Raw genomic sequence first — 26,292 nt, 5'->3', positions numbered from 1 at the left:
AATTTTTCTCTAAATAAACAATTTAGAACTGCCAACTATAGACCACATCTACTGCATTTTCAGCTGCTGAGCTTGCTTCCACATAGATACGGCGTGTCAATTGATAACGAACAGAAAGGCTGTTTTGCGCGTTGAAAACGCCCACACCATAGCGAATGTACAAATCAGGGGTCACATAACCTGTGACGTTGACATTGGTGTCTTCGCTACTACCTGAGGCATCAACTGTCAGACTTTGCAAGCCAAACGCTTGCCCAATTTGATTGGTCAGGCTACGAGTGCCACTCAGACCAAAGCTTAATCCAGCGGCGGCCAGATTATTGGTCACTTGCGATTTAAACCCTTGCTCACTGATTTGTGTCGCGCTCTTATTATCTATGCGGCCCGTTACCAATGCATTCATGGCTTGCTGCTGAGTTAGACCTGCATTGTTGAAGACGATAATATTGGGGCTTTCAGTCGTTCCTTTGACACGCAGACCAACTGTTTTGCCATTAATTGTTTTGGCCGCTTCAATGCTTAGGCTCGGTTTCATCACATCGCCATTGAAACGCACTTGACCATAATTCAGCTCTAGGCTCTGTCCAAAGGCATTGATATTGGTACGGCGTGAGACCTGCACAACACCTCTAGCACGCATGATACCTGTGCCATTCTGAGTCACATTAATTGCACCTGCCAATGGAATGACGGCGCCAAAACCACGGAAGTTGATATCATCGCCCAAATCAACACCGATATCAGCATTGATTGACCAAGGTTTTGAAATAGCCAGTACTTCATCGATATTACCAATCAAACGACGATCTAGTACGACTGCATCTTCAGTTTGAGTGATGATATCTTCGCTGGCTTCAGGCGGACGAATGGTCGCAGACGGCACACTGATCGCTCCTTTTATATCGACATAACGATCGCCTGGACGCACGATAATATCGATATCAGGATCAATTTCAGCAACCAGTAGTGGCGGCTGAGTGATAACTAGGCCTTCACCGACGATACTCAGTTTGGCCTGCAGTTTTTGCTGCCAGTTGACTGTCCCTGATAGTTCGCCTTCACCTGTACCACTATTGAATGTGCCATCAATGGTCGCTTGCGTACCGCGAATTTTGGCTGCCGCATTTACTTTGGACAGATTCACGGGCAAATCAAGCATGGCTATACGGCCATCAGATAGTTTTACGTCGCCATAGAACTGCGGTTTGGTTAAGGTACCACCTAGGCCACCGGCCATTGTGACGTTACCTCTTAGGACGCGCATACCAGGGAAGAAAGGCTTAAATATCGCAAGATCAAGCTCGTTCAGTACCAATGCTCCAGAAATTGGTTTAGGGTCTTTATAAGGATCGACGATCACTTCAGCATAGCCACGCGCACCGCGTCCAGTATTGATGTCGGTACGCAGCTTGATACCCTCAGGTACAGACAGAGCAATGAGAGACACGCGCTTGTATGGCAAAGTCATTGATGTGCTCTCGCCATCTTGAACAAGGCCAATCTTGCCATTGTCTGAGTATAGCGTGGTATTGATAGTTGGCGGACGACCACGTTGCCATCCAACGATTGCTTTACCATTAATCTTGCCATTCCAGTCAATATCTTCTGGTAAGAACACTGAGAATAACGACGTGTCTAAATTCTGCAACGCTACATTGACTTCACCTTGGTCTGGCGATGCCACTAATTTTTCACGTAGACAGAGCTTGCCAGTTTGATCCGTGGCCTGCCAACAATGAGCAGCAAGCTGTACTTTTAGATCACGGTTCTCACCACCCTGATTGTAAGGTAAATTCACAATCAGCTGTGCAGGTTGCAATTGATTCAAAGTCGCATATTTAGATTTAATGCGGCCTTTTCCAATGACACCTGACCAGCTTAGCCTATCTCGATCAAAACCACCTTTTAGCCTAGCACCAACATCGAGTTGCTTATTGGCCACATTTAGATCGACCACATGAGACTTTTCGGTACCATTAAAAGACGCTTTAACACTATCGAAACTTTGACCAGCAGCATCTAGACCTTCAGCCGTCACGATTAACTGGCTTGGGCTATTGGCTAAGTTGACCAGCTTGCCGCGTACACGGCCTTGACGCAATATAAAGCCAGGTAGCGCAAGTCGCTCACCGACCAAATCAATATAAATAGTAGGCAGTGCTTGTCCAACCGGTTGAGACAGCGTGGCACCGCCAGTGACTTTACCAGCCAGTTGACTAGACAGCTGATCTAGACTGGTAATGTTAATTTTGGTTTGTAGCTGCTTGGCATTGCCGTTAGCTGTGACATAGTTGTCACCCCAACGCAGTACAAGGTTATTAGCATCTAGGCTATCAATCAAAGCATTCACTTGCTTGTATTGTGCTTGGACATCTTGGGTCTGAAGCTGTTTGAAGTAACTTGCTAAATCTTTAGGCAAACGCATCTTCGCTGAGAGGCTGCCTTTGGCACTCAGTTGCTGCCCTTTTAGCATGCCATTTAGATTAACTTGTTTAATATTGACAATCTGCTGCGTGTCACTCCAGCGGCCATCTGTATCAATCGTACCAGTGATAAGGCTTGGGGTATCTTTTAGGAAGTAGCCAATGTTAAAACGATCCATGACCGCGTTGATATCCCATGCAACGCCTTGACGCACATCAACGGTTCCGCTGGCATCGATACTACCTGCCGCACCCACATGACGGAAACGGTTGATACGTATCAGCTGACTGTCACCACTGGCTTCTATATTCAGCTTACCTGCTGGCAATTGCTCGGCATCCAATATGCCGTTGAAATTTACGGCAAAGCGCTGCAATGTCCCTGCGGTGTTTTTGCTGTTTTTTGGCGCATTGTGCCACTCGCCACTGGTTTTTAGATCGCCTGTGATTATCGCTGGATTATTGGGTAAGAAGTAACCCAAGTTGAACTGGTCAAAACGACCATCTATATTCCAGCCGATATTTTTACGTAAGTCGATAACACCTTTCGCATCAACTGCGCCCGCTTCACCCTTATAATTCAGCTTACGAATACTAATCAGCTTTGGTGTACCCGCAGCATCGATAGACAGACGACCTTGCGGTACATCTGCTGTATCAATCCGACCATCAAAACGCGCATCAAATACTGACAGCTCACCACCTACGATATCGACACTGGCATCACCAGCACCAGTAATACCGATAGCACGATCCGCTTGCGTCGCATCGAGCTGCGCTTGCATATCAGTATTGTTTAAAGTAATCACGTGACGCTGTCCGCTGACACCATTTTTGGTGATGTTTAGCAATCGACCACGCGCACTTATACTACCTGTTAGGCGCTCAAGCGGTAAATCGCTACGATATTTCTTAGGGAGTAAACCTTTGGTACTGGCATCAATCTGCCATGTCAGTGGACGCTGTTTGCTCGCTAACTGAATCTGTCCTGTACCGGATAAATCTCCTACTATGCCGTTATAATTAAGACGATTGATATCTATGACATCACCAGCCTTACGTATACGTAGATCGTAGTTGCCCTTGGGGGCAGCATTTAGCTCATTGATAACGGCATTGGCATCGACTGATAAGGTCGAACCACGAACGATGACGTCTGCCTGCCCACTAGGACTGTCGATATTGCCAATATTGGGTACGTTGTGGCGGGTTAAGTTTTTCCAGTTAGCATCAATATACCAAGGCGCGACTTGCTTAGATTTAGCAGAGGTTTTACCACGGACCATATTGGCATTGATATGCTCACCATCGCGCTGACGCAAATCTGCATCAATCTGCGTATTACCAGTGGCATTCTGCTGCTGATAACGCAATGACAGTCTACCGTTAAGGGTTTGCGGCGCATAAGCTTTGAAGTCATTATACTCAGCCGGAATAGCTTGGCGAATATCAAAGTTGCTACCCGTCGCACGCACCGTGGCCTCAAAGCTGTCTTTCCAATCTAGAATACCTTGTAACGCCAAACGTCCCGCTGGCACGTCAGCATCTAGGCGATCTATACGTAGCTGACTGTTGGCGATAACAGCGCGGCCTTGGTAATGACCTGATGGAATATCTTTGGCGGTCAATTCAGTATTGATACGCAAGCGTATCTCAGAGATGACACCAGAAGCTGTGGCTGTACCGCTTTGTAGGCGAATATTTTGGCTATCAGCATAAGGGATAAGAATATCATCCCACTGTAGTTTTGCATCAAACGGTGCACCCGCATCTAACCCTTGTACTACAAAGTCGCCTCTCACATCGCTATCGTTATAACGACTACGTACTTTACCGACAGTACGTTTAAGCGTTCCCGTTGCAGCGATATTCAATGGGTCGATATAGGCTTTTTCAAGGGCGCTGACTTCCGCAATCGCACTCAAATCTAGTGGATAGTCGCCCTGTAGGTCGATCTCTCCTTGTAAGGCACTGATTTTCACAATATCAGCGTACTGCAAGTCACCACGGACAACGGTCACCGTACTACCTACCCAAGTCAGGTCACGTGCCGTAATATCTTGAATAATGATAGGGTCTTTGGTTACCTGCTTATAAGTGATCTTCTTAATTTTTGCTTGATCAAAACGCAAGTTTACTGGCAACTTTAAAGTTTTATAATCAAACGGTTCACCAGTAGGCGGTTTTTTATTGATAATCTCTATGGTTTGAATATCTGCATCGCTTAAATGCACTTCTTTTGCAAATACTGCACGCCAGCCTATTTTGACGTAGGCCTTATCTACTAATATCTCAAGATCTTCAGTCGCTTCAATATCGATATCAGTGACCCAAATACCATCGCGCAAGTTACCGCGTCCGTATTTGAAATCAATACCTGTTTCGACACTAATTTTTTCTAATATAAACTTCGTACCAGCATCAGTACCTGCTGCATAAAAGAATATAGCAAACATGATGGCTAGTACGATAAGTACTAATACCAGAAGTTTGAGCAGAAATGACAACGGATACCAACGCCTAACGGCACGGGCATCACGCTGTGCTGGATCTTCATCTGGAGCATTATTAGGCGGGGTATTTTCTGTCAGCATGACACTCAACTACGTTAAAAAATGAAGACCAGCAATCGGTACGATAAGTGATAATTAGAACATTTGGAGCGACTGAACATTTGGAGCGACTAAACATTTGGAACTACTACATTAAGCGATTATAACGGTGAACCAATAAAGAAGTGTAGTCGTACTGGAATGCTTTCCTCGGTCACGCCAGCAGCCACATCGACACGCACCATTCCTACAGGCGACGCCCAGCGGATACCGACACCAACGCCGACTTTTGTCTCAGTATCAAAATCTTTGTCATAGGCATTACCGACATCTGTGAAGAATGCGCCACGGAAACCTGGTTTAAATTCATAGTTATACTCAGCACTACCGACCGCTAGCACCTGCCCGCCCGTTAGATAGCCTTTATCTAGTGGTGACAAGCTCTCATAGTCATAACCGCGGATACTCTGATCGCCACCTGCAAAGAAACGCAACTTATAAGGCACATCATAAAAATCATCCGCCCAAATATAACCTGCATTGGCACTACCTAATACTTGATGCTTTTTGTCTTCGCCAAAGCTATAGATACCACTGACGCCTGCGCGAATAATCGCCATATCGGTATCACTGAATGCGCTATCAGTACCAGCCTCGATTGAGTAGTACTGGCGCATGCCTTGTGTTGGGTTGGTCGCATTGTCAGTATCTGTTTTATTCATACCATAGCCAAACAATAACGCGCGCTGTTTCGGACTTGAAGAGGTAAAGCGGATAGGCAGATCATCTAGCGCTGCTCCATCAACCCCTGTCTCAAGCTCATCCAAGCGGTAACGCACAGAGTAGCTGCGATTCCAACCAGTATCACTACGGATATTACGTGCCAAAGCTGCCTTCAGCGTTGTGGTCGACAGATCAAAGTTGCCTTCGCCTTGGTCAATCACTTCCTCTTCATAAGTAAGACGCCCATCTAACTTATCATTGAGCGGATGATTCCATGGTCGACTGGCATACACAGCCACGTTTTTGCTGATTCTCGATACTTCTGTTTCTGCACCCGCTTGATAGCCTTGGCGATTGAGCAAGTTATAGTCTATTTTTGCGGTGGCGCGAACGCCAGTATCTGTTCCATAACCCAGACCAACTTGAGCATCACGTGGTTTATCCGCATATACAAACACATATAAAGGTACTTTTTTGCTTTCTGCAACGTCTTGCGGCGTTTTACGTCCTGCTAGCGTTGGCGGAACAAAGTTTTCATCAGCGATCAGACTTTTTTCGTCGGGGAATATCTTTTGTGCGACATTACTGATTGAGTCACTAATTTTGCCCAATAGATTATCGGCTTCCTGATCTTTTTCATCAAGCACGCGATCATTCGGCAAGCGGCTTAGTCGTTCTGCTTTTTGTCTGATGGCTTGCAGCTTATCAAGGGTAGCTTCATCAGCTTCAAAATCAATAGCAGCGATATCCGCTTCATTGACCGTCTCGCCGCTACTAGCACTCAGAGCATCATCGCTCTCTGCACCTATATCACTATTATCATTAACCGTATCTTCTGTGCTAGCAGTGACATTTGAGGCAGCTGCGCCATCATTGCTACTCAGATCTGCGACGCCATCATTGTCTACATTGTTAATGTCGTCATCTAATGTGTCGTTACCCTCGGTAGCAGCATTGTCAAACGCTAAGGTACCAGCTGCACTACTATCAGTTGGTGGTAGTATCGACTCGACGTTGACCGTATTAAAGTATCGAGTTGCCGATAAGTCGTTACTAAACTTAGTGACTGCGGGACGATAAAACGGCTCACCCGGCGTAAAGCCATAGAGCTGTTGTAATAATGAAAGCTCTACTGGTAGCTTATCAGGGTCTTGGGTCAGCGTATTGGTTTCTTTGTCGTAGGTAAAAAACACCACATCGTCAAACTCGTAACGATCACCTGTGTTGTAAACCAACGAGACATCTGCCTTGTTGTCCGGCAAGATGATATCAACGGATTTGTTCAGCCAATACTGGTCAAAGTAGCCGTAGGTATTGCTCAAGGACTCTAAAGCCGCTTTACTGCTCTTATAGACACGATGATTAAAAATATCACCTTCTTGCGGTGGCAAGTCTGCCTCAAGCGATGCAAACTCTTCTTGCTCACTACCCTCACCGCGAATCTCAATAATACGGCTGTCTACTAGTACCGGCTCGCCTAGCTCTTCAATCACAACATTGACCGTATCGCGATCAGGTTGGGTCAAACGCAGCTCAACCTCATAGTAACCAACGGCTTTAGCAGCATTCTGTGCTGTTTCGCGCAAACGTGGCAATGCCGCAGTAAAGTCAATAACCGACTGAACGGAAGTATCATCTAGTGCTGCTTTGATGTTTTTCATTGGCTGAATATCATTATCAGCCTCAATCAGCTGAGCCTTACCATTAGGAGAGTCTTCAGCAGATACTTGCTCTAGATAAATAGCGGTTTCTACATTTGGCAAAGCAACCACGCCACCGTCGTTAAAAAAGCGATTGTACAGACGCGTCACGATATTACCTCTATTGCGCGCGCGTGGCCGTGGTCTATTGGCTTGTTCGATACTTTGATCGACGGCCTGAGTATCATTCTGATAATCTGGTAGATAGTCATTCGGATTGATAATATCTGTTGTCGCACCTTCTATATTGGCAGGCGCATTCGTACCAGCTATCAGCTCATCACTACTATCATCAGTCGTCAAGCCATTTTCATTTTTAACAATAGCTTCACTGCTAGCGACATCTCCATTGCTGACGGCACCACTCACCTCAATCGGACGTGACATCCCTTCAGCTGCGCTCGCCTGTTCTTCTGTTGTTTCACTTCTACCCAACGTATCAAGGTTGTTAGGTGCTGGCAAGTTTGTTGCATCTAGCTCTGTATCTAGACCAATTGGCGATGTTGTGTCATCTAACGTAGCGATTGGCGCATCAAAGTCACTGTCGTTATTGCTAATATTAATACTATTAATATCTTGAGCATTCTGCGCATCCATTGCAGCTAGCTCACGATCGATCTGCTCAGGGGTCATCATTTGATAACCCTGCTGCTGAATCTCGGTTGCTTGTTGCAACAAGTCATAATTAGAAAAGTTTGACTGAGCGTTATTTGGATTATATGAAGTACTTGGACTATCAGGGAAAATCTCTAAATTCTGAGAGCTGTTGTTGTTTTGAGAAGTTGTATTTTGTGAATTACTGCTCTGAGAAGATAGGTTTTGAGCATTGGCATTTTGCGTCGACGAGTTTTTAGAGCCTGACTTTATCGAGTTAGGTTTTTTAATGCCCAAGCTCTGTTCGCTATAGTCGTCCAATACTGACTGATCGATAATGCCTTGTTCTACTGCTTTTTTTAGACGTAGCGCATCTAGAGCCATATCTAGCTGAGTATCGTCATCTGACAATGTAGCTGATTGCTTGATAGATGCCTGATCATTCGCAGCTTGACTATTGTTAGTCTGGTTACTAAGCGTTTGATTACCGTCAGTTTGCTCAGTAGCAGATGAGTTGGTGATAGCCGTATTGTTTGCATTATTAATGGTATCTGCCATTGCCGCAGGTGCTATACCGAAGAAACTGGTCGCAAGCGCAGTGCACAGTGCCGAGCGTCTGAAATTTTTACGCGGCGCTGCTGGATACATACTCAAATTATTACTATCGTTTTGGATTATGGCTGTGTCACGCTGCATCATTAGACCCTTGCATGCTCGAGTTGAAGGCTGCTTTATCATCTTTACGTCCTATCAGCTCACGCGGCACAATCTTATCAACGATAACAATCGTTAAGTCTGACCGGTGAATAAACTTATAGCAGTTATCTGGAATTAATGGTTTACTACTTTAATTTTATGACTGGTTATCTATAGTGTCGGCTTTAGCACTGTGTGTCTACTGTCTTGTAGGGCTACTAGCTTAGAGAAGGCTACTAGCTTATAGTCAGTGTTAATGGTTAGTAGCCTTTGTTTTCACTACTATTTATACCCTAAAACGCAATCACATAAAATTTATAAATCATAACTTAGTTAAATATCGAATCATAGCATTGACTGCATGTATTTTCACCGAAGCCTTGCTATTATACGGCTTAATATTGATAAAACCTATGCTATATCTTGATATAGTTTTTAATAAAATTTACGATTATTATCATAAAAAAATTGTCGTTCAGCGCCGCTATTTTCTCTATCAGTCGCGATTTATCTGTAGGAATGTCCATGTCCAACCAGTTTCAGTTATTCAAGCGTCGTCGTTTTAGCTCTATGTTTTTCACCCAGTTTTTGGGCGCATTCAATGACAATATTTTTAAGCAGGCGCTCATACTGGTGCTCACTTATACTGCCGCCAGTAAATTGGGCGTAGAGGTCAGCATCCTTAATAACTTGGCCGCCATGTTATTTATTCTGCCCTACTTTTTGTTTTCTGCTTTGGCAGGACAGATTGCTGATAAGTATGAAAAGTCAAAGCTCACACAGTTTATCAAACTTCTTGAGCTAGTCATTATGGCAGTTGCTGCAGTCGGCTTTGTCTTTGAATGGTATGCACTGCTATTTGTCGCGTTGTTTTTGATGGGCACACATTCGACCTTCTTTGGACCGATCAAATACGCTTATCTGCCGCAAGCGATGAAAGAAGATGAGTTGGTCGGCGCCAACGGCCTTTTTCAGATGGGTACTTCGCTAGCTATTTTAGTCGGTATGATTGTCGCTGGTATTTTGACTCAGCTATCACAATCATTGTATTGGATTAGTGCCACGGTGTTGGTTGTCGCTGTTTTGGGATATCTAGCCGCGCGCTATATCCCTAATATGCCAGCGATGCAGCCTGACCTGAAGATTAACTGGAATATTATTACGACCAGCTTAGCCACTGTCCGTTACTTATACTCTTTGCCTTTTTTGTTCTTTATCATTCTTGGTAACAGCTGGTTTTGGTTTTATGGGGCGACGTTTTTGACCCAAGTGCCAGAGTTCAGCAAGGTGATTTTGCTTGGTGATGAGTCAGTCGTTATTTTCTTGCTTACATTGTTTTCTGTTGGTGTGTCGATCGGTTCAGTGCTATGCAAAACATTGACCAAGAACAAAGTCAGCTTGCGTCTATTACCTTTCGGTATTGCTGGATTAAGTATCTTTGCTATTGATTTGTATTTTTCACTTTCAGGTTTAGATATAAATGTGAATAATGACACATTACTTGGCATCGGTGATTTGTTTAATATAAGTGGTAGCTGGCGTGTCTTCGCGGATTTATTCTTATTAGGGTTCAGCGGGGGTTTGTACATCGTACCGCTATATGCTTCTATGCAAGCCTACGCACCTAAGAGTCATCGAGCACGTATTGTTGGCGCAAATAACATTTTTAACGCGATATTTATGGTTACCTCAGCGATTTTTGCGATTGTTATCTTAAACGTTTTAGGATTTACGCTGCCGCAGCTATTTTTGGTGACAGGGCTATTGAATATCGTATTTGGCGCGTTTTTATACATTAAGCTCAATAAACATATTAAGCATGCCATTATCCAAACCAACGATGGTATGGCGCCGTAAATACGTTTAGCGCCGTAAATACGTTTGGCCCTATAGATATAGTCTGATGTTGGGCTGATGACTTCGTTGCTTTTATTGCTATAGCAACCTACGAACTATCTATAGGTTATTTATGAGCTATCTAGACAGTAATATTCGAGCCGATAATTTAGATTGTTTGTTATAGTAATACGCATCATACCGTTGCATTTAGACGGTAACATACTTTATTTTATTGACAGTTTTTAACACCATCAGGAGTGAGTTATGACCCTGCGTCCTTTATCTAAAATTGACCAGTTGTTACTTGGGGTCGATAAGGCATTACGAGCTGTCGTGCCCCATTCCAATCAAAGCACGCGGCCGTTGCCCGTCAGTAGCGATGAGATTCCTGAGCTGACCATCACAGAGGCGCGGCACGTCTCAGGTCTTATGCGTATCAATCATACAGGTGAAGTATGTGCGCAAGGTCTATACCATGGCCAAGCGTTTGCCGCAAAAGACACTGGTGTCAAACAAGCCATGCAACAATCGGCCGAAGAAGAAGTCGATCATTTGGTCTGGTGCGAGACTCGCTTAAGTGAACTTGGTAGCCATGCCAGCATATTTACACCGCTTTGGTACGGTATGTCTTTTGGACTTGGTGCAGTCGCAGGCGCGATCTCCAATGAGTTTAGTCTAGGGTTTGTAGCGGAGACAGAAGCACAGGTCAGCGAGCATCTACAGGATCATATCAAGCAGTTACCTGAACATGATCAGCGCTCAAAAGAAATACTGGCACAAATGGATAAAGAGGAGCTGCATCATCGTGAGCTAGCACTTGCAAGTGGCGGTGCTGCTTTATCTCCTCCAGTACGTCGAACCATGCGATGGATGGCAAATCGCATGAAAGACACTGCTTATCACTTATAGCTTATGGTTACAGGTACTGTGATTAGCTGTTGTTGTCGATTTTCTTACTCATCAGTGGCTGCACAGATTTACGTAGGTTTGCTTAATTCTAGTGATTAACAATCCTACCACAGATAGCGTAAAGCTTAATTTGCTACGGTATTAAAAATTTGTACGATTTTGCAGCAATGCGCTATTTATATTACCGTCCAATCAATGAATAACAACCAAATAAATTAAACAAGGTAACGATTTTTATGAAAGCGATTCTCTCTAGTAGCCACTCTATTAAGTCACCGAAGTTTGCAACGTTGACCGTCATGGCTGCAACCTGTGCCATGTTATTATCTGCACCTGTGAATGCAGCAGAAACTGACGCCACTGCAACGGCTGTACCTAGTGCAATGGACTCAAGCAAACGTGTGATTCGTCTTGCTCGTCCTAATGCAGCTATCAGTCCTGCTCAAGCCAATGCCGCACAAACAAGCTTGCCAGCAACACCTGCGAGCAACAACCAGCCGACTAATGTACAAACAACTAACATGCAACTAAGCGGTACTCTGCAAAACAATGCATCTGTTAGTACTGCTCAACCTCAAACACCGCAAATGATGTCGCCTGCTGCTGCACCTGTCATGAACGGCACTACCCGCGTTTACGAGCCTGGTCCAATGACAGCTACCGGTATCGACTTGCGTAGCGGACAACTTCCGAATATTCCTACACCGCAAGTACAGCTCTCAGACATGAGCTTTGTCAAAACCGTACTGATTCCGCAACAAAAAGGGCTAGGTACTGATAAGCTTGATGTCAGTTTGTTAGATGATTTCATCGCTGACGTATCTCCTAACGCGCGTCACTATCCACCAAACTTCCCTAACCGCTCACAGCGCCATTACACACGTGAAAAAATCAAAGTATTGGCTGATTGGATCGAACCATATGCCAAGTCGCCAGATGCGTCTTTTGATGTATTGCTTCGTGCCGCTAAGCTAAACGGTATGGGTCGTAACCTAGACTTGGGTTCAGACTACACGGTACGTGGTGGCCAGTACGTCGATCGCGCTATCAAGCTGCAACCTGATAGTGGTGAGGCTAACTTCCTATACGGCATGATGCTATCAGAAGGCGGCGGCTTCAAAGAAGGTCAAAAATATCTAGACCGCGCTGTCGCTTTAGGGTACACCGAAGCAGAACAAAGCTTGGCACAGTCAGATCTACTTAGTGACCGCCGCGCTAATGCGTTAGAACGCTTACGTCGTCTTGAAGGGCAATACCCTAACAATACTGTTATTCCTCAACAAATCAAACTCGTTGAAGAAGGTAAGTTCTATATTTGGGATATCCCTGCTCCTGATATCAGTGTAAAACCAGGTGCTTAGAAACGCTGTACTTGTTGAGACTAGCTATTGAGGGGTTGATTCACAAGATATTTGTTTCATAAGACTTTCACTAGGTCAAATCTCTAATAAATAATCTAAGCTTCAAATACCAAGCGCTTTTGTTTTATCTCTATAAGACGAAAGCGCTTTTTTTCGACTAGTAGAAACCCATTCGTTTTAACACATGTTTTTGTAGAACTGCAAATGAATAGTCTAACGTCAAAAGTTGCGCTACACTCATTATCAATTGCTACTTTCATTACTCATACTCTCATAACCACCGTTTATTGGACTGACTTATGATTTTCGCTGGCTTTAGCAAACATACAGTAATGCATACTAATAAAAAAACTCTGCCCATTACGTCACTTATGCTTTTGGCGGCAGCAGTATTGCTACCAGCGTGTAGTACGGTGACGGTCGATAAACAAGCCTCGGCCAAAACCATTTCAGCGCAGCGCGGCAATATCGTCACTGACAATGCGTTAAGTAGCGACACAGCATCTGCTTTACTATCAGCAGGACTGAATGAGCAAGCCTGTATGCAGCAATTTGACTTATGCTTGACTCAGCTCTCTGACAGTATGCTTAACAGACACTATCGCCCTGCTTTGGCTATTTTTGCAGAACTGCACTATGCAAAAGCGCGTCAACTATCTGATTCAAAAAACTGTCGTAATGCGCTTGCACGCCCGCCACTTGATCCGTATTACGCCAACGCGCCCTTAAGTGATGATGACGCCAAAACGCAGCAAAAAGAAACCGACCTGTGTTTGACCGACTATCAAGCAAGGTTATTTGATGCCGTCAAATACAGCTACACCTACCTATTTTATGACAGCTTGACCCATGACTTCGAAGGTGCAGAACAAAATAGCAATAGCACTCGTGCGCAAAACCGTATTCCAAATGACAACGACATCCAAACCCAAGATATTTATAACGCTGCTAGCAATGACGTTATTACTCAAATTTATCAGTCGACTGAAAACGCCAATAAATTGATGGGTGATACGACAGTAGAGTATTTGCCGATAACCTCTACCAAGCGTGACAACACGGATGAAGCAGCGATTGCCAATCGACCTCCACTAAAGGGCAAAGCAACAGACCAAGTCAAAGTCATGAAAGTGACAGTAGATAACTATAACCTTGATATTTATTTGCCCAACGAAAACAACTATCTGCAAAACGCTCATAAACAAACTTCCGCTTTGGCAGACTTATCATCCACTTATGAGCTGCGACTATCTGGTCTCAATTCTGTGAGTAAGCGTCCCGGTTTAGGCATCAGCTTGGTGGCGTCGTTGGATGATCGCTACACCACCACGATCCGTCAATTGTTGGTCGCCTCCTTATCTGGTCGGCTGACAAATCAAGATAAAAACACGGACGACAGCGAGCCAAGCTCACGTATTTATCCCACGGGACATCTGCTATTGACTGGGCTGATTAAACCAGACGGTGATAGCGTATTAGATGCGCTAGGCAGTCGTAAGCTTGATATTCATTTATATAACCCGTACCAAACTGAATCCGTAAATATCCTCAATGATGATTACCCACTGGCAGCCAACTTTTCGGCGGGATATGGCTTATGGTTATCAGAAAATCAGTTAGATGGTGTGGGTTATTTAAACTTGATTACGCGCCAGCCAGATGCTCAGCTGCCCAAACTCTTCATGCTTGAGCCTTATGATCCTGATAAACGCGTGTTGATTATGTTGCATGGGCTAGCCTCTAGTCCGGCCACATGGGTCAATCTAACCAATGATATTCTTAATGATGACAAGCTGCGTGATAATTACCAAGTTTGGCAAATATTCTATCCAACCAACCTGCCTATTTTAGAAAATCGTTATCAGATTCAGCAGTTAATCAACAGCACGTATCAGCAGACTGATCCCAATGGACAAAATCGTGCCAGTCGAAATAGTGTGATTATTAGTCATAGTATGGGTGCCATCATCGCTCGTATGATGCTATCTGATGAAAATTTAGTCGATGATTTAGATAAGCTTAATGACAAAGATATCCTCTCTAGCAATGAGAAACAGCAAATCCGTAACGCGCTCAAGACGTCTTTTGGCGAAGATGAGTTAAAGGAACGATTTGAGCTACAGGCATTGCTACAAGTAGACACCGCTGTCTTTCTATCTGCACCTTTCCGTGGTACCGATTATGCAGATCGTTGGTTTACCCGTGCGCTACGCCGTATCGTTTACTTACCTGTAGGTCTGGTCAAAACATTCACGGATAATTTAGCGACCATCGCCACACAAGGCGATTTGGCGCAAAACCCGCTCGGCGCATTATATTTGCAGAACGGTGCCAGCCAGTTAAGTGACAAGTCTTCTTTTATAGAGTTAACCAAAGACATCACTATTAATGAGCGTGTTACTTACCATTCAATCATTGCCAATAACGATGCCGATATCACTAAAGGACTAGCGCAAACGCAACCAAACGGTGCCAAGATTGACTTGTCTCAAGCGGTAGAAGACAACTCTGGACATGAAAAGGCGAGCGTTGATGTGAGTGATAATACTGAGACATCACAGCTACCATCCGAGCCACTTGTTGCCGCTGTGACAGTCAATGATGATATCAGTCAGGCACTGACCGAACGGTTGTCAGATGGTATCGTTCCTTATAACAGCGCCCATCTCGACGGCGCTGCGTCTGAGACAATTATCAATGGTGGTCATAGTATTCAGACCAATCCGCAGACCATTTTGACGTTGCGAAGAATTTTGCATAAGCAGCTACAAGAATGATGTAGATTTTTGTTATTTTACAAAGTTTTTGGCGCATAAATCGCAACCTTTAAATATCAGTCATAGGTTTCAACTAAGCAGTATGTTCACGCATACTGCTTTGTTTTTAATAATATTAATTTTATTTTTCAATGTTTGAATTATGTTATTTTGGTGACTCTGAGGTCTGCAACAGACAGACTGGGTTGCTTGCGTGTGTATCTAGGTGAGCGCATAATATATCTATAGCACATGACAGTAATATGTAAATTTATAAGGACATAAATTATTCAATTCAGCTAAACAGTGAGTCGCAAACTTAGCCACAATTTATGTCTAATGGAGCTAAGTCCACGTCACTGAGCTATTGCCCGTAATGTTTGCCACTTTGATCGATGGATAGTTACGGACAGTTACTTGAGCGTTGTATGGAAGTCAGCGCTATTCAGCTAACAGATGAGAGTAACCGTTTATGTTCGCTACATTTATGATTGACCAGCTCGATGCGCTGATGCTTGCGCGTATCCAATTCGCTTTTGTTATCTCGTTCCATATCGTCTTTCCTGCCTTTTCTATCGGTCTTGCCAGCTGGCTTGCGGTGCTTGAATTCCGCTGGTTAAGAACTGGTGAACCTATCTATGCTGAAGTCTACAAGCATTGGGTCAAAATATTTGCTGTCGTCTTTGGTTTAGGCGTGGTATCAGGCGTGGTGATGTCCTACCAGTTCGGTACCAACTGGGCTGTATTCTCTGATAAAGCCGGTAACGTTTTAGGCCCATTACTCGCCTATGAGGTACTGACAGCGTTCTTCTTGGAAGCGTCCTTCTTAGGTATTATGCTATTTGGGTGGGGCCGCGTCAGCAAACGCATGCATTTTGCCTCAACCGCCATCGTTGCTATCGGTACCTTGATTTCAGGTTTTTGGATATTAGCCGCCAACAGCTTTATGCAGACCCCTCAGGGTTTTATGATGGGTGCAGATGGCCTACTCTATCCTACCGACTGGCTTGAAATTATCTTTAACCCTTCATTCCCTTACCGTTACGCTCATATGATGACCGCAGCATTTCTAACCACTGCCTTTGTCATCGGCGGTATCGGCGCATATTATATTCAATCCAAAAAGCATGTCGAGCACCGCGCGCATGGTCGTGTGATGCTAGGCATGGCGATGATTATGGCCATCTTTGTTGCGCCTGCGCAGGTATTGATTGGTGATGAGCATGGTCTAAATACCCTTGAGCATCAACCTGCTAAAGTGGCTGCGATGGAAGGGCTCTGGGAGGATGAGCGCGGTGCCGCACTACGTCTCTTTGCGATTCCCGATCAAGAAAATCAGACCAATAAGTACGAAGTAAAAATTCCTTATGTGACCGGTTTGATTCTTACCCACTCATTAGATGGTGAAGTTAAAGGGCTCAAAAACTGGGCACCTGAAGATCAACCACCCGTCATTATTGTGTTTTGGGCATTTCGTATCATGGTTGGTATTGGCATGCTTATGGTACTGGTCGGCCTATTCAGTCTATACAAATACTTCAAAAAACAGCAATTCAATACTGACAGTGTGTGGTTCCACCGTGCTTGGATGATGATGACACCGCTTGGTTTTATCGCCTTACTATCAGGTTGGTTCGTAACCGAGACGGGACGTCAGCCTTGGACGGTTTACGGTGTGATTCGTACTGCTGAAAGTATGTCTCCGCTTGCAGCACAGCAAGTAGCGACGACGTTGATTGGCTTTATCGTACTGTACATATTTGTCTTTGGTGCAGGCAGCTTTTATATCTTGCGCTTAATTGCTCAAGGGCCGAAACCTTATACAGATCCTGCAGAAGATAACTTCTACGAGCACTCAGTGACCGAGAGTCAAGGCCGCGCATTAAGTGGTGATAGTAATCCTGCCAAAGGTACTGAAGAAGGCTTAGATGAGCCTGCAAACGATGTCGATGATGGAGGATTACGCTAATGTTTAACTTCGGTGATGTATTAGATTTACCTCTCATTTGGGGCGGTTTGATTGCTTTGTCTGTCTTTGTCTATGTACTGCTTGATGGCTTTGATTTAGGCTGCGGTATTTTGTTCCCCTTTGCAGGCTCAGATAAAAACCGTAGCCGAATGATGAACTCTATCGCGCCATTTTGGGACGGTAATGAGACGTGGCTAGTGCTAGGGGGTGGTGGTTTATTCGCAGCATTCCCTGTTGCTTATGGCATCATCATGACAGGCTTATATTTACCCGTGACTGCCATGTTGTTCGGCCTTATCATGCGCGGTGTGGCGTTTGAGTTTCGCTTCAAATCCTCTTCACGTCGGCATGTATGGGATACCTTTTTCTTTGTCGGCTCAGTCGTTGCCACTTTCTCTCAAGGCATTATGCTTGGGGCGTTAGTGCAAGGTTTAGAAGCCAGTAATCGTCTATATACTGGTGGCCCATTTGATTGGCTCACGCCCTTCTCGATTGTGTGCGGATTTGCCATGATTATCGGCTATGCTTTACTTGGTTCAACGTGGCTTATCATAAAAACAGAGCACACATTACAAGTATGGGCGCGCCAAGTTTCTAGATGGATGCTTACTGCGTTACTAGTAGCGATGGTTGTGGTCACAGCGTTTATGTACTTCTCAGACATCGACGCATTAGAAGGCTGGTTTAGTTTCCCAGATTTATTATACCTCGCTCCTATGCCTATCATTGTCATGCTCTTATTCTTTATCATGCGTAAAGACTTAAAAACTGAGCGTGAGTATCGTCCATTTTTACTAACGGTGGCTCTATTTTTAATGGGTTATATTGGGGTTTGTTTCGCCCTATTCCCTTATATCGTACCGTATCAAATGACGATTTATGAGGCTGCTGCTGCCGATACTTCATTATCATTTATGCTGATTGGCGCCTGTATCATGTTACCGATTATCTTGAGCTATACAGCATTTGCTTACTATACCTTCAAAGGTAAATCTGATCACAATCCGATGTACTAGTCGCTAATCGCGGTGAGCAACGGATCGGCTAAAAAGGATGGCTATCGTCGTTTATAGATGGTAGTCACACTTCATACGCTAATCAGGAGATCTCTATGAAAAAGTTCAGTAAAAAACAATCCCAATGGGCATGGTTTGTAGGTCTATATTTGGCAGGGTTTTTAGTGGTGTTTACCATTGCTCAGCTAATTAAACTGGCCATGGGTGTTTAGCATCATTACCTAATCATATGATTGAGTGCTAGTTAGCTAATAAATAGCTTGCTAGATGCTAAACTTGCATTTTTGTCTTACCAATATACCTTTTAGACATGTCGTAAGAAATAATTATATATGCATAAAAAAAGCAGCGTTGAATAATCGACGCTGCTTTTTATTTATCTTAAATTTATCAGTTTGGTTTACCTGCATGCTCGATATCATTCTGTTCGATAAACTCATTAACCTGTGTTAGACGCTCTGGTGTCCCCACGTCTATCCAATTATCTGTCGTCACTTCAGCGGTAATCTGAAACTTTATCATTGCTTGCTTTAGTAATGGTGCCAATGCAGCAGGCTGTCCTGATACGAGCCCTTCTACCAATTTTGGTGACATTACGCTAATACCAGCGAAAGTATACTTATCTGCATCGCCCACTGGTTGTTCACTAGCGAGGCCATTATTAATCGCAAAATCGCCGCCATTATTATGCTCTGGATTATCTATCAATAACAAGTGCGCGCGCTGATCCGCTCCCAATGTATAATCTGTTAATTGAGAGAAGTCATAGGTAGTCCATACGTCAGAATTGACCAGAATGAACGGCTCATCCTTTAGTTTACCTGATTGTAATGCCTGAAAAATGCCGCCTGCAGTTTCAAGTGGCTCATCATCTTCTACTGACCAATGCAGCTTTACGCCATACTGTGAGCCGTCGCCTAAGGTATCCATTAGCTTATCTGCTAACCATGATGCATTGACCGTGATATCGGTAATGCCTGCTGCTTGTAGCGCTTTAATATGCCATACAATAAGCGGCTGACCTGCGACTTCAACCAAAGGCTTAGGTGTCTCAAGTGTTAATGGACGTAAGCGTGTGCCCTTGCCCGCTGCCAAAATCATGGCTTGTGTAATCGTAGAGGTAGACATCTGCGCTCCTATCTTTATTATTTAAATTAATTTAGCTGAGCGTCATCTACGCTGAAGCAAACTGCTCTTTATAAGCAGGTAGCACTGCCTCTTGTAGCCATTGATTAAACGGTATAACTGATTGCTTTAGTTCATCATTACCATGTTCAGCAAGCCAGTTTAATTCAATAATCAAATCGCGCATGACTTTAGGAATATCCGCCAAATAGCGGTCTTTGCCATCGCGTTCAGACAAACGAATAAAAATCCCTAATACCTTTAAGTGACGTTGTACGCCTATGACATTCACATCGTTTTCAAACTGCACCGCGCTATCAGCAGTGGTTAGTGATTTCTGTTTTTGTAACTGCCAAAAGTCATCAATCCATGCAGATATTTGGCTCTCTGGCCATTCAACATAAGCATCGCGGACTAACGACACTAAATCATAAGCATACGAGCCAATGACAGCATCTTGAAAATCAATCACACCCAACTTTGATTTATCTGCTTGATCTTGCATAAGGTTGCGGCTGTGATAATCACGATGTACCACTACTTGTGGCTGTCGCAAAATCTCATTCATTAACGCTGTTTTTAGGTTTCCCCAAATTTGCTCATTTAGCGCTATACCAATATAAGGCATAAACCATTCGCTAAATAAATCCATCTCACGGTCTAGTAGTGCTGTGTCATAATCTGGCAGCTGATGTTGCGACTTTGCCGTTTCTACTGGTACCGTTTGTAGCGCCACTAATGTCTGCATTGCTAGCTGATAGTAGTCATTGATTTGGTCTGAGGTGGCATCAACAAGCAAATGGGCAAACTCTACTGTGCCAAAATCTTGTAATACCAAAAATCCTTTTTCCACATTTTGTGCCGTCAGAGTCGGCACGTTGACAGCAGGCGCCATCAGCTTAGCAACATTGATAAACTGCAGCATCGCATCTTGCTCGTCAGCGGAGTCCATGACGATATAATGCTTATTGGTGCTATTGTCTGTCTCTGATAGTTCGATACGATGATATCGGCGGGCACTAGCGTCGCCAGGTAAGCTGTCTAGACTAAAAGTTTGATCTAAAAATACTTGCTGTAACCATTGTTCTAATTGCTGTTGACGGTTGTTATTTTCATCGATCATATCAGTCTCTAAAGTCGTTTTGTCAGTCATATTGGGCATCGCTGGTTAAATATAAGTCATAAATAATTAAAGTAGTGATAAGTCTGACAAATACTTGCTAAAATAGCGATATGTGTCGGTGCTATACAAGCTGCCACAGACGTATTGCTATATCATTCAATACTTGATGTCGGATAGAATCGCTATCGCTACTTAAAAATCAGCATGGCTATATTATAAATTTTGGTAAATAGTGTAGCTGATTTGGTTTTTTTTGACTATGATTAGTCGTCATTATATGTAAAACATCCAAATTTTTGAGAATACATTAGTCATATTTTAGTCGCTCGTTCACTGCTTTATATCGTTCGGTGATACCGCTACTAAACTCAGTCATGCAATCCAATAAGCTCTGCAATCATAGGTGTGCCCTTGTTATATTCTCCGCTTTACCAAAGCATCCGCTTGATCTTATTTGGTGCCTTAGGCTTATCTAGCCTAACTGTCAGTGCTGCCATTGGTGATGCCAATACGCAAAAAACTGAACCACTCACTACGGATAGTACAGGCAGCTATGCTTCTAATAGTGTGGCGACTGACGCCAATAGTATTAGTCGTACTCAAAGCAATGATGGCTATCAAGAAGCAGATATTCTAAATGACAGCTATCAAGACAATGCTAATTCTGCTAATGCGAATAACGCTACTTTATCGAATGATACGGCGTTAGATGGCAGACTCTCTGAGAACAATGACCTAGATATTACGGATATCACAGAGATTAATGAAGTTGCTGACTCTGAAGCTTTTAGCAATGAAGTTTCTAATGCTGCTAATCTAAATACAGAAACTAGCAACCAACCAAGCAGTAATACACCAGATAGCAATGCCTTTGTCCCTAAAGCGATAACAACAGACAATGGCAAGCTGAATCTTGATGACGAGAGTATTCAAGCCAGCTTAATGCGCTTAGCAGAGTTTTATGAGCTAACACCAGATACCGATGCTTCAACATTAAACAATGACACTATCAGCACTGAAGCAAACAATACTCATAATAATGCCATGCCTGCCGCACAGACGATTCCAAAGGTCGGTAGAGATTTACGTCTACTGCCAAATGCCGTGGACAGTGCCCAGCGCTGTGAAGGTCAATGGGTATATCCGCAGAGTAACCCTAATTATCAACGTGCTGTGAATGAAGCTGGTACGGCAAACGGACAACCAGCACCAAATGTGGCTAGCGTTCCGAACAATCAAGCCCCTTTATTTACTGAGTCTGATTACGGTTATTACAATAATATTAATTATGCTGAGCTATCAGGCAATGTAAAAATTGACCAAGGCACTCAGCATATCGAAGCAGAAAAAGTCATGATTGACTTGAGCAATGGCGTTGCAGCTGCTCAAGGCAAAGTCATGTTTACAGATAATGCGACTGGACAGCGTACAAGCAATGCCACTACAAAAAACGGCCAAGCCAGCTTTAATGATAGAGCGGCACAAAGCGGCCTAATTGGCGTTGCAGATAGCTTGAATTACAATACTGAGACTGGTCAATCAACGGCCAATGATGTGGCATTTGCTAGTGTTGGACTACAAGCGCACGGCTATGCCAAACGCTTAAACAAACCGAACGAGAGTGAATACGAGCTGGATCAGGTGATGTTTAGTACCTGTCCACCTACCAACCGTAAATGGCAGTTTGAAGCCAAAAGTATCGATCTAAATACTGATACAGGGCGCGGCGAAGCGTATAACACTACTTTCCGTGTGGCTGACATACCCGTATTTTACCTCCCCTATTTTAACTTCCCAATCGACAGTCGCCGTAGTAGTGGGTTTTTATTACCAAGTGCCAGTGTCAGTAGTGAAAGCGGTCTTGAAGTTGATATCCCTTATTATTTCAACTTAGCACCTAACTATGATGCCACTCTTAACACGCATATTTATACTGACCGTAACCCCATGCTATCAGGTGAGTTCCGCTATCTGACTGAGAGTTATGGAGAAGGTATTTTAAACGGTTCATACTTACCTAACGACAAAGAGTATGACGACGAAGATCGTACCAGCTTGTTTTATGACCATACTTGGTCGTCGAAAAGCATTCCACGATTAAGCGCTGACGCTGAATACAACTATGTATCAGATGCCGATTACCTTAATGATTTTGATACGTTGGGCTTGTCAGACAGCACCATAAACTTGCCACGTCGTGCCCGCGTCAATTATTACAATGATTATGTCGATGGTGAACTAAAAGTAGAAACTTTCCAGACTCTAGATGCATTCACTGATAGCGGTGAGGCGTTAGAAGACAAAGACAAACCGTACTCACGCTTGCCACAGCTCAAATTAAATTATCGCCTGCCTTGGGCCGAGCGCTTCGATATCACTGGTATTCATGATTCTGCATACTTCAAAAAATCTATCGATGATGGCTCTGAAAACGAAAAAAGTGGCGCACGTATTTATAATAAACTGAGCGCCGCCTACCCGATGGAAACCTCTTGGGGTTATATCAAACCTAAGCTGAGCTTGCAGCATCTATATACGTCATATGATGAAGATAGTTTAGAAGATAATCAGCTTAGTGAAGAAGATGGCAGTCAATCGGTGTTTGTTCCGCAAGCCAGTATCGATGCAGGTCTACACTTCTATCAAGCAGGCTCACCATTTGGTGCGTTTGACGATACGATGGGCGGCTATCGTTTACTTAGCCCACGCGTAAAATATACGTATTCACCGTATAAGAACCAAAACGACATTCCTAACTTTAATACGCGTATTGCCTCGATTAACTATGAGCAGCTGTTTTCGGACAGTTGGTTCTTAGGTCATGATCGTTTGCAGGATTTGCACTCTATTACGCCTGGCGTCAATTATCGTTACATCGATGCAACGGGTGTGACACGTTTTGATGGTAGCATTGCAGAACAGTTCTATCTAGATGATGGACGCGTAACACTTGATGATGATCAGCCAGTTTTTACCTCGTCTTCTTCAGGTATGGTATGGGATACCAGCACTCAGCCTTACAATAATTTTTGGGTTGATGTCAGCGGTGCCCTAACCAGTAATTATGATTTGAACTACATTACGACTGAACTTCGTTATCAGCCATCAGACAATAGCTTATTTAATGTGGGTTATGTTAAACGTCAGCGTGATGACAATACCGATCAGTTGCCATTATCTGCGTTTACCGCTTCTGCTGTTTTCCCTATCAATAACAGCTGGCGTATATTGGCTCAGGGTCAGTACGATTATAATCGTAACAAGATGCTTGATTCACTTATCGGCGTTGATTACGAAGATTGCTGTTTCGGCTTTGCTGTTTATGGTCGCCGCTATTACAATGACCTAAACGTAAAAGACGAGCCAACACAAGCTATTATGGCAGAAGTTAGATTGAATGGTCTTGGCAGCGGTAGTAGCCGCTTGACACGATTGCTTGCTGATAAGATTTTGGGCTTTGAACCTGTACAGACGGCATGGAAAGACTAACCAGTTTTTTGCTAGATTAGAGTTATTTACGTAAATATTTATAAGACACTATTTGAACCCCTATTATGGGAAACGCTGTCGAATATTTTATTATTAAGAGTATTGGATAGAGTTGACCAACTACCATCCGATGCAATGACATTGATGAGGAGCATCATGAGATTTTTTTCTTTACGTCAGACTAGCAGAGCAGTATTGCTATCTATGGCAGGCCTTACGCTTACGTTAAGTGCCAACGCTGCTACTGTCAAACCTGCAGCGGCTCAAGCTTCTACTTCTGCTGCGCAAAGCTCAGTTGATCGCTTGACGCCAGCCAACAGCACAGACGGTATTATTGCCCTAGTCAATGAAAATGCTATCTTAAAAAGCGAACTGGTTGATGCTATCGAGCAAACTCAAGCACGTGCCAAAGCTGCTGGTGAGCCTATTGCAAACTCAGCACAACTACAGTCTGAAGTGCTAAACGCACTTATTTTGCGTGAACTGCAACTGTCTATGGTCAAACGCGCGGGACTGTCTGCCGATGAAGCAGAGATCAATCAACGTCTTGGTCAAATCGCTCAAGCTGAAGGCCTTAATAGCATCGCAGCATTACAGCAACGTCTAGATGCAGCGCAACCTGGTAGTTATGCCAATCTACGCGCCAAACTGATCGAAGAGGCTTCTATCCAAGCGCTTCAGCAGCGTCAAATTACTCGCCGAGTACGTATTAGCGAGCAAGATATTGATGCATTTTTGGCCTCACCTGAAGCCAAACGTCTGAATCAAAGCGAATATCAAACCATTCACGTACGTGTGCCTTATATAGATGACTATAGTCGCCTATCGGCCGCTCAACGTGAAGAAGCATTAAAAGTGGCGCAGGCATTACGTACGCGTTTGCTTGAGCCAAATGTCAACGTCGCTGAAGCCGTTGCTGCTAGCCAAGGTAGCTATCCGATTCCATTGCAAGGTGGAGATATGGGCTTTCATAAGGCAGCCTCTTTACCGACAGAGCTGTCTAGCAAAATTACCAAGTTAGACGTTGGTACCGTAAGCGAGCCATTATTGACTCCTGAAGGTATTGACATCATTAAGCTTGCTGATAAAAAAGCCAGCAATACGATGCTGATACCACAGTGGCATACTCGCCATATCCTCGTTAAAGTCGATGACCTACAAACTGACGCGCTTGCTGAACAAAAAATCAATGATCTATACGAGCAACTTCGTGGCGGCGCTGACTTTGCTAGTTTAGCTTCAACGTATTCAGACGATCCAGGTTCTGCGGGACGTGGCGGTGACCTTGATTGGGTTAGCGAAGAAGATATGGTTGGTCCATTTGAAGCCACAATGAAGAATACGGCGGTTGGCGACTATTCTGCGCCATTTAAGACGCAATTTGGTTGGCATATCCTCAAAGTTGATGGTAAGCGCGATCAAGATATTAGCGAGCAATATCGTCGCAATATGGCACGTCAAGCATTGTATCAACGCCTAGCACCACAAGCTCAAGAAGACTGGTTACAAGAGCTACGTGCTGGCGCTTATATTCAGATACTTGGCTAATATGTTGCAATAAGCTAATAGTATTAAGTTAGCTAGAATATTGAATCGATTTAAATAAAGAAGGGTATATGCAATGGCATATACCCTTCTTTTGTTTGCGCAGTTAAATATTTAACTGGAGGCTTTAAAAAATCTCAAAGTTAAGCATTCTAAACTTTACCAAATCAAAATCCATACAAAGAAAAACCCCGAACCTAGGGCGATTGGTTCAGGGTTTCAATACTTCATGTTATTGTTATTATCTCTCTTCCGTGCTGACTCATCCTAAGTCATTTAACAGTATTATATAAGACAGCGGGCTGACCTGTGCTTTTATTGATACTGTCTCAACACTACATCCATGCGTATCCTTGTGTTGATGGATGTATTATAGGCCAATGAATTTGGTGCCGATAGAAGCTAAAGACTCTATTTTGCGTAAGCATATGCTTACATTATCTCTATGTATTACCGTTAATAAACAGCCTAT

Annotated in this window: 13 protein-coding genes; 9 read left to right on the top strand and 4 right to left on the bottom strand. The window is 43.8% G+C overall.

Annotated features, from left to right (window positions below):
* Window positions 1-22 precede the first annotated feature (22 nt).
* Both ABFV72_RS00715 and ABFV72_RS00710 read right to left on the bottom strand, forming a co-directional pair.
* Window positions 23-5,017 carry a translocation/assembly module TamB domain-containing protein gene (locus ABFV72_RS00715; RefSeq protein WP_347161834.1) on the bottom strand — a complete coding sequence of 1,665 codons (4,995 nt, stop codon included), beginning with the start codon at window positions 5,015-5,017 and terminating at the stop codon, window positions 23-25.
* A 119-nt stretch (window positions 5,018-5,136) separates the two neighbouring features.
* On the bottom strand, window positions 5,137-8,730 hold the full coding sequence (locus tag ABFV72_RS00710; RefSeq protein WP_347161833.1) for an autotransporter assembly complex protein TamA: 3,594 nt from the start codon (window positions 8,728-8,730) through the stop codon (window positions 5,137-5,139).
* A gap of 483 nt (window positions 8,731-9,213) precedes the next feature.
* Between ABFV72_RS00710 and ABFV72_RS00705 the strand changes: the two genes are divergently transcribed.
* The 7 genes from ABFV72_RS00705 (at window position 9,214) to ABFV72_RS00675 (ending at window position 18,750) form a co-directional block, all read left to right on the top strand.
* Window positions 9,214-10,545 carry an MFS transporter gene (locus ABFV72_RS00705; RefSeq protein ID WP_347161832.1) on the top strand — a complete coding sequence of 444 codons (1,332 nt, stop codon included), beginning with the start codon at window positions 9,214-9,216 and terminating at the stop codon, window positions 10,543-10,545.
* A gap of 252 nt (window positions 10,546-10,797) precedes the next feature.
* Entirely contained in the window at window positions 10,798-11,436 is a 639-nt protein-coding gene (gene coq7 / locus ABFV72_RS00700) for a 2-polyprenyl-3-methyl-6-methoxy-1,4-benzoquinone monooxygenase (protein WP_347162391.1), read from the top strand.
* 236 nt (window positions 11,437-11,672) lie between these two features.
* Window positions 11,673-12,797: a tetratricopeptide repeat protein gene (locus ABFV72_RS00695; protein ID WP_347161830.1), complete on the top strand. Its 1,125-nt coding sequence runs from the start codon at window positions 11,673-11,675 to the stop codon at window positions 12,795-12,797.
* A 299-nt stretch (window positions 12,798-13,096) separates the two neighbouring features.
* Entirely contained in the window at window positions 13,097-15,574 is a 2,478-nt protein-coding gene (locus ABFV72_RS00690) for an esterase/lipase family protein (protein WP_347161829.1), read from the top strand.
* Window positions 15,575-16,025: 451 nt separating this feature from the next.
* Entirely contained in the window at window positions 16,026-17,522 is a 1,497-nt protein-coding gene (locus tag ABFV72_RS00685) for a cytochrome ubiquinol oxidase subunit I (protein ID WP_101206159.1), read from the top strand.
* Window positions 17,522-18,538: a cytochrome d ubiquinol oxidase subunit II gene (gene cydB / locus ABFV72_RS00680; RefSeq protein ID WP_057759155.1), complete on the top strand. Its 1,017-nt coding sequence runs from the start codon at window positions 17,522-17,524 to the stop codon at window positions 18,536-18,538. Before ABFV72_RS00685 ends, cydB begins: the two co-directional genes overlap by 1 nt.
* Before the next feature lie 95 nt (window positions 18,539-18,633).
* Window positions 18,634-18,750 carry a DUF2474 domain-containing protein gene (locus tag ABFV72_RS00675; protein ID WP_101206161.1) on the top strand — a complete coding sequence of 39 codons (117 nt, stop codon included), beginning with the start codon at window positions 18,634-18,636 and terminating at the stop codon, window positions 18,748-18,750.
* Between the two features lie 178 nt (window positions 18,751-18,928).
* On the opposite strand, the gene murU is transcribed toward ABFV72_RS00675, so the two are convergent.
* Both murU and ABFV72_RS00665 read right to left on the bottom strand, forming a co-directional pair.
* Entirely contained in the window at window positions 18,929-19,666 is a 738-nt protein-coding gene (murU, locus tag ABFV72_RS00670) for an N-acetylmuramate alpha-1-phosphate uridylyltransferase MurU (protein WP_347161828.1), read from the bottom strand.
* Window positions 19,667-19,712: 46 nt separating this feature from the next.
* Entirely contained in the window at window positions 19,713-20,816 is a 1,104-nt protein-coding gene (locus ABFV72_RS00665; protein ID WP_347161827.1) for an aminoglycoside phosphotransferase family protein, read from the bottom strand.
* A 381-nt stretch (window positions 20,817-21,197) separates the two neighbouring features.
* On the opposite strand from ABFV72_RS00665, the gene ABFV72_RS00660 reads away from it, so the two are divergent.
* Window positions 21,198-24,275 (top strand): LPS-assembly protein LptD, encoded by a 3,078-nt coding sequence (locus tag ABFV72_RS00660; protein ID WP_347161826.1) that lies wholly within the window; start codon window positions 21,198-21,200, stop codon window positions 24,273-24,275.
* A gap of 156 nt (window positions 24,276-24,431) precedes the next feature.
* Window positions 24,432-25,823, top strand: a complete 1,392-nt coding sequence (locus ABFV72_RS00655; protein WP_341608888.1) for a peptidylprolyl isomerase — start codon at window positions 24,432-24,434, stop codon at window positions 25,821-25,823.
* Window positions 25,824-26,292 lie beyond the last annotated feature (469 nt).

The organism is Psychrobacter proteolyticus (assembly GCF_039762275.1).
In the GTDB taxonomy this organism is placed as follows: Bacteria; Pseudomonadota; Gammaproteobacteria; order Pseudomonadales; family Moraxellaceae; genus Psychrobacter; species Psychrobacter proteolyticus_C.
This window is presented reverse-complemented; position numbering and strand designations above follow the sequence as displayed.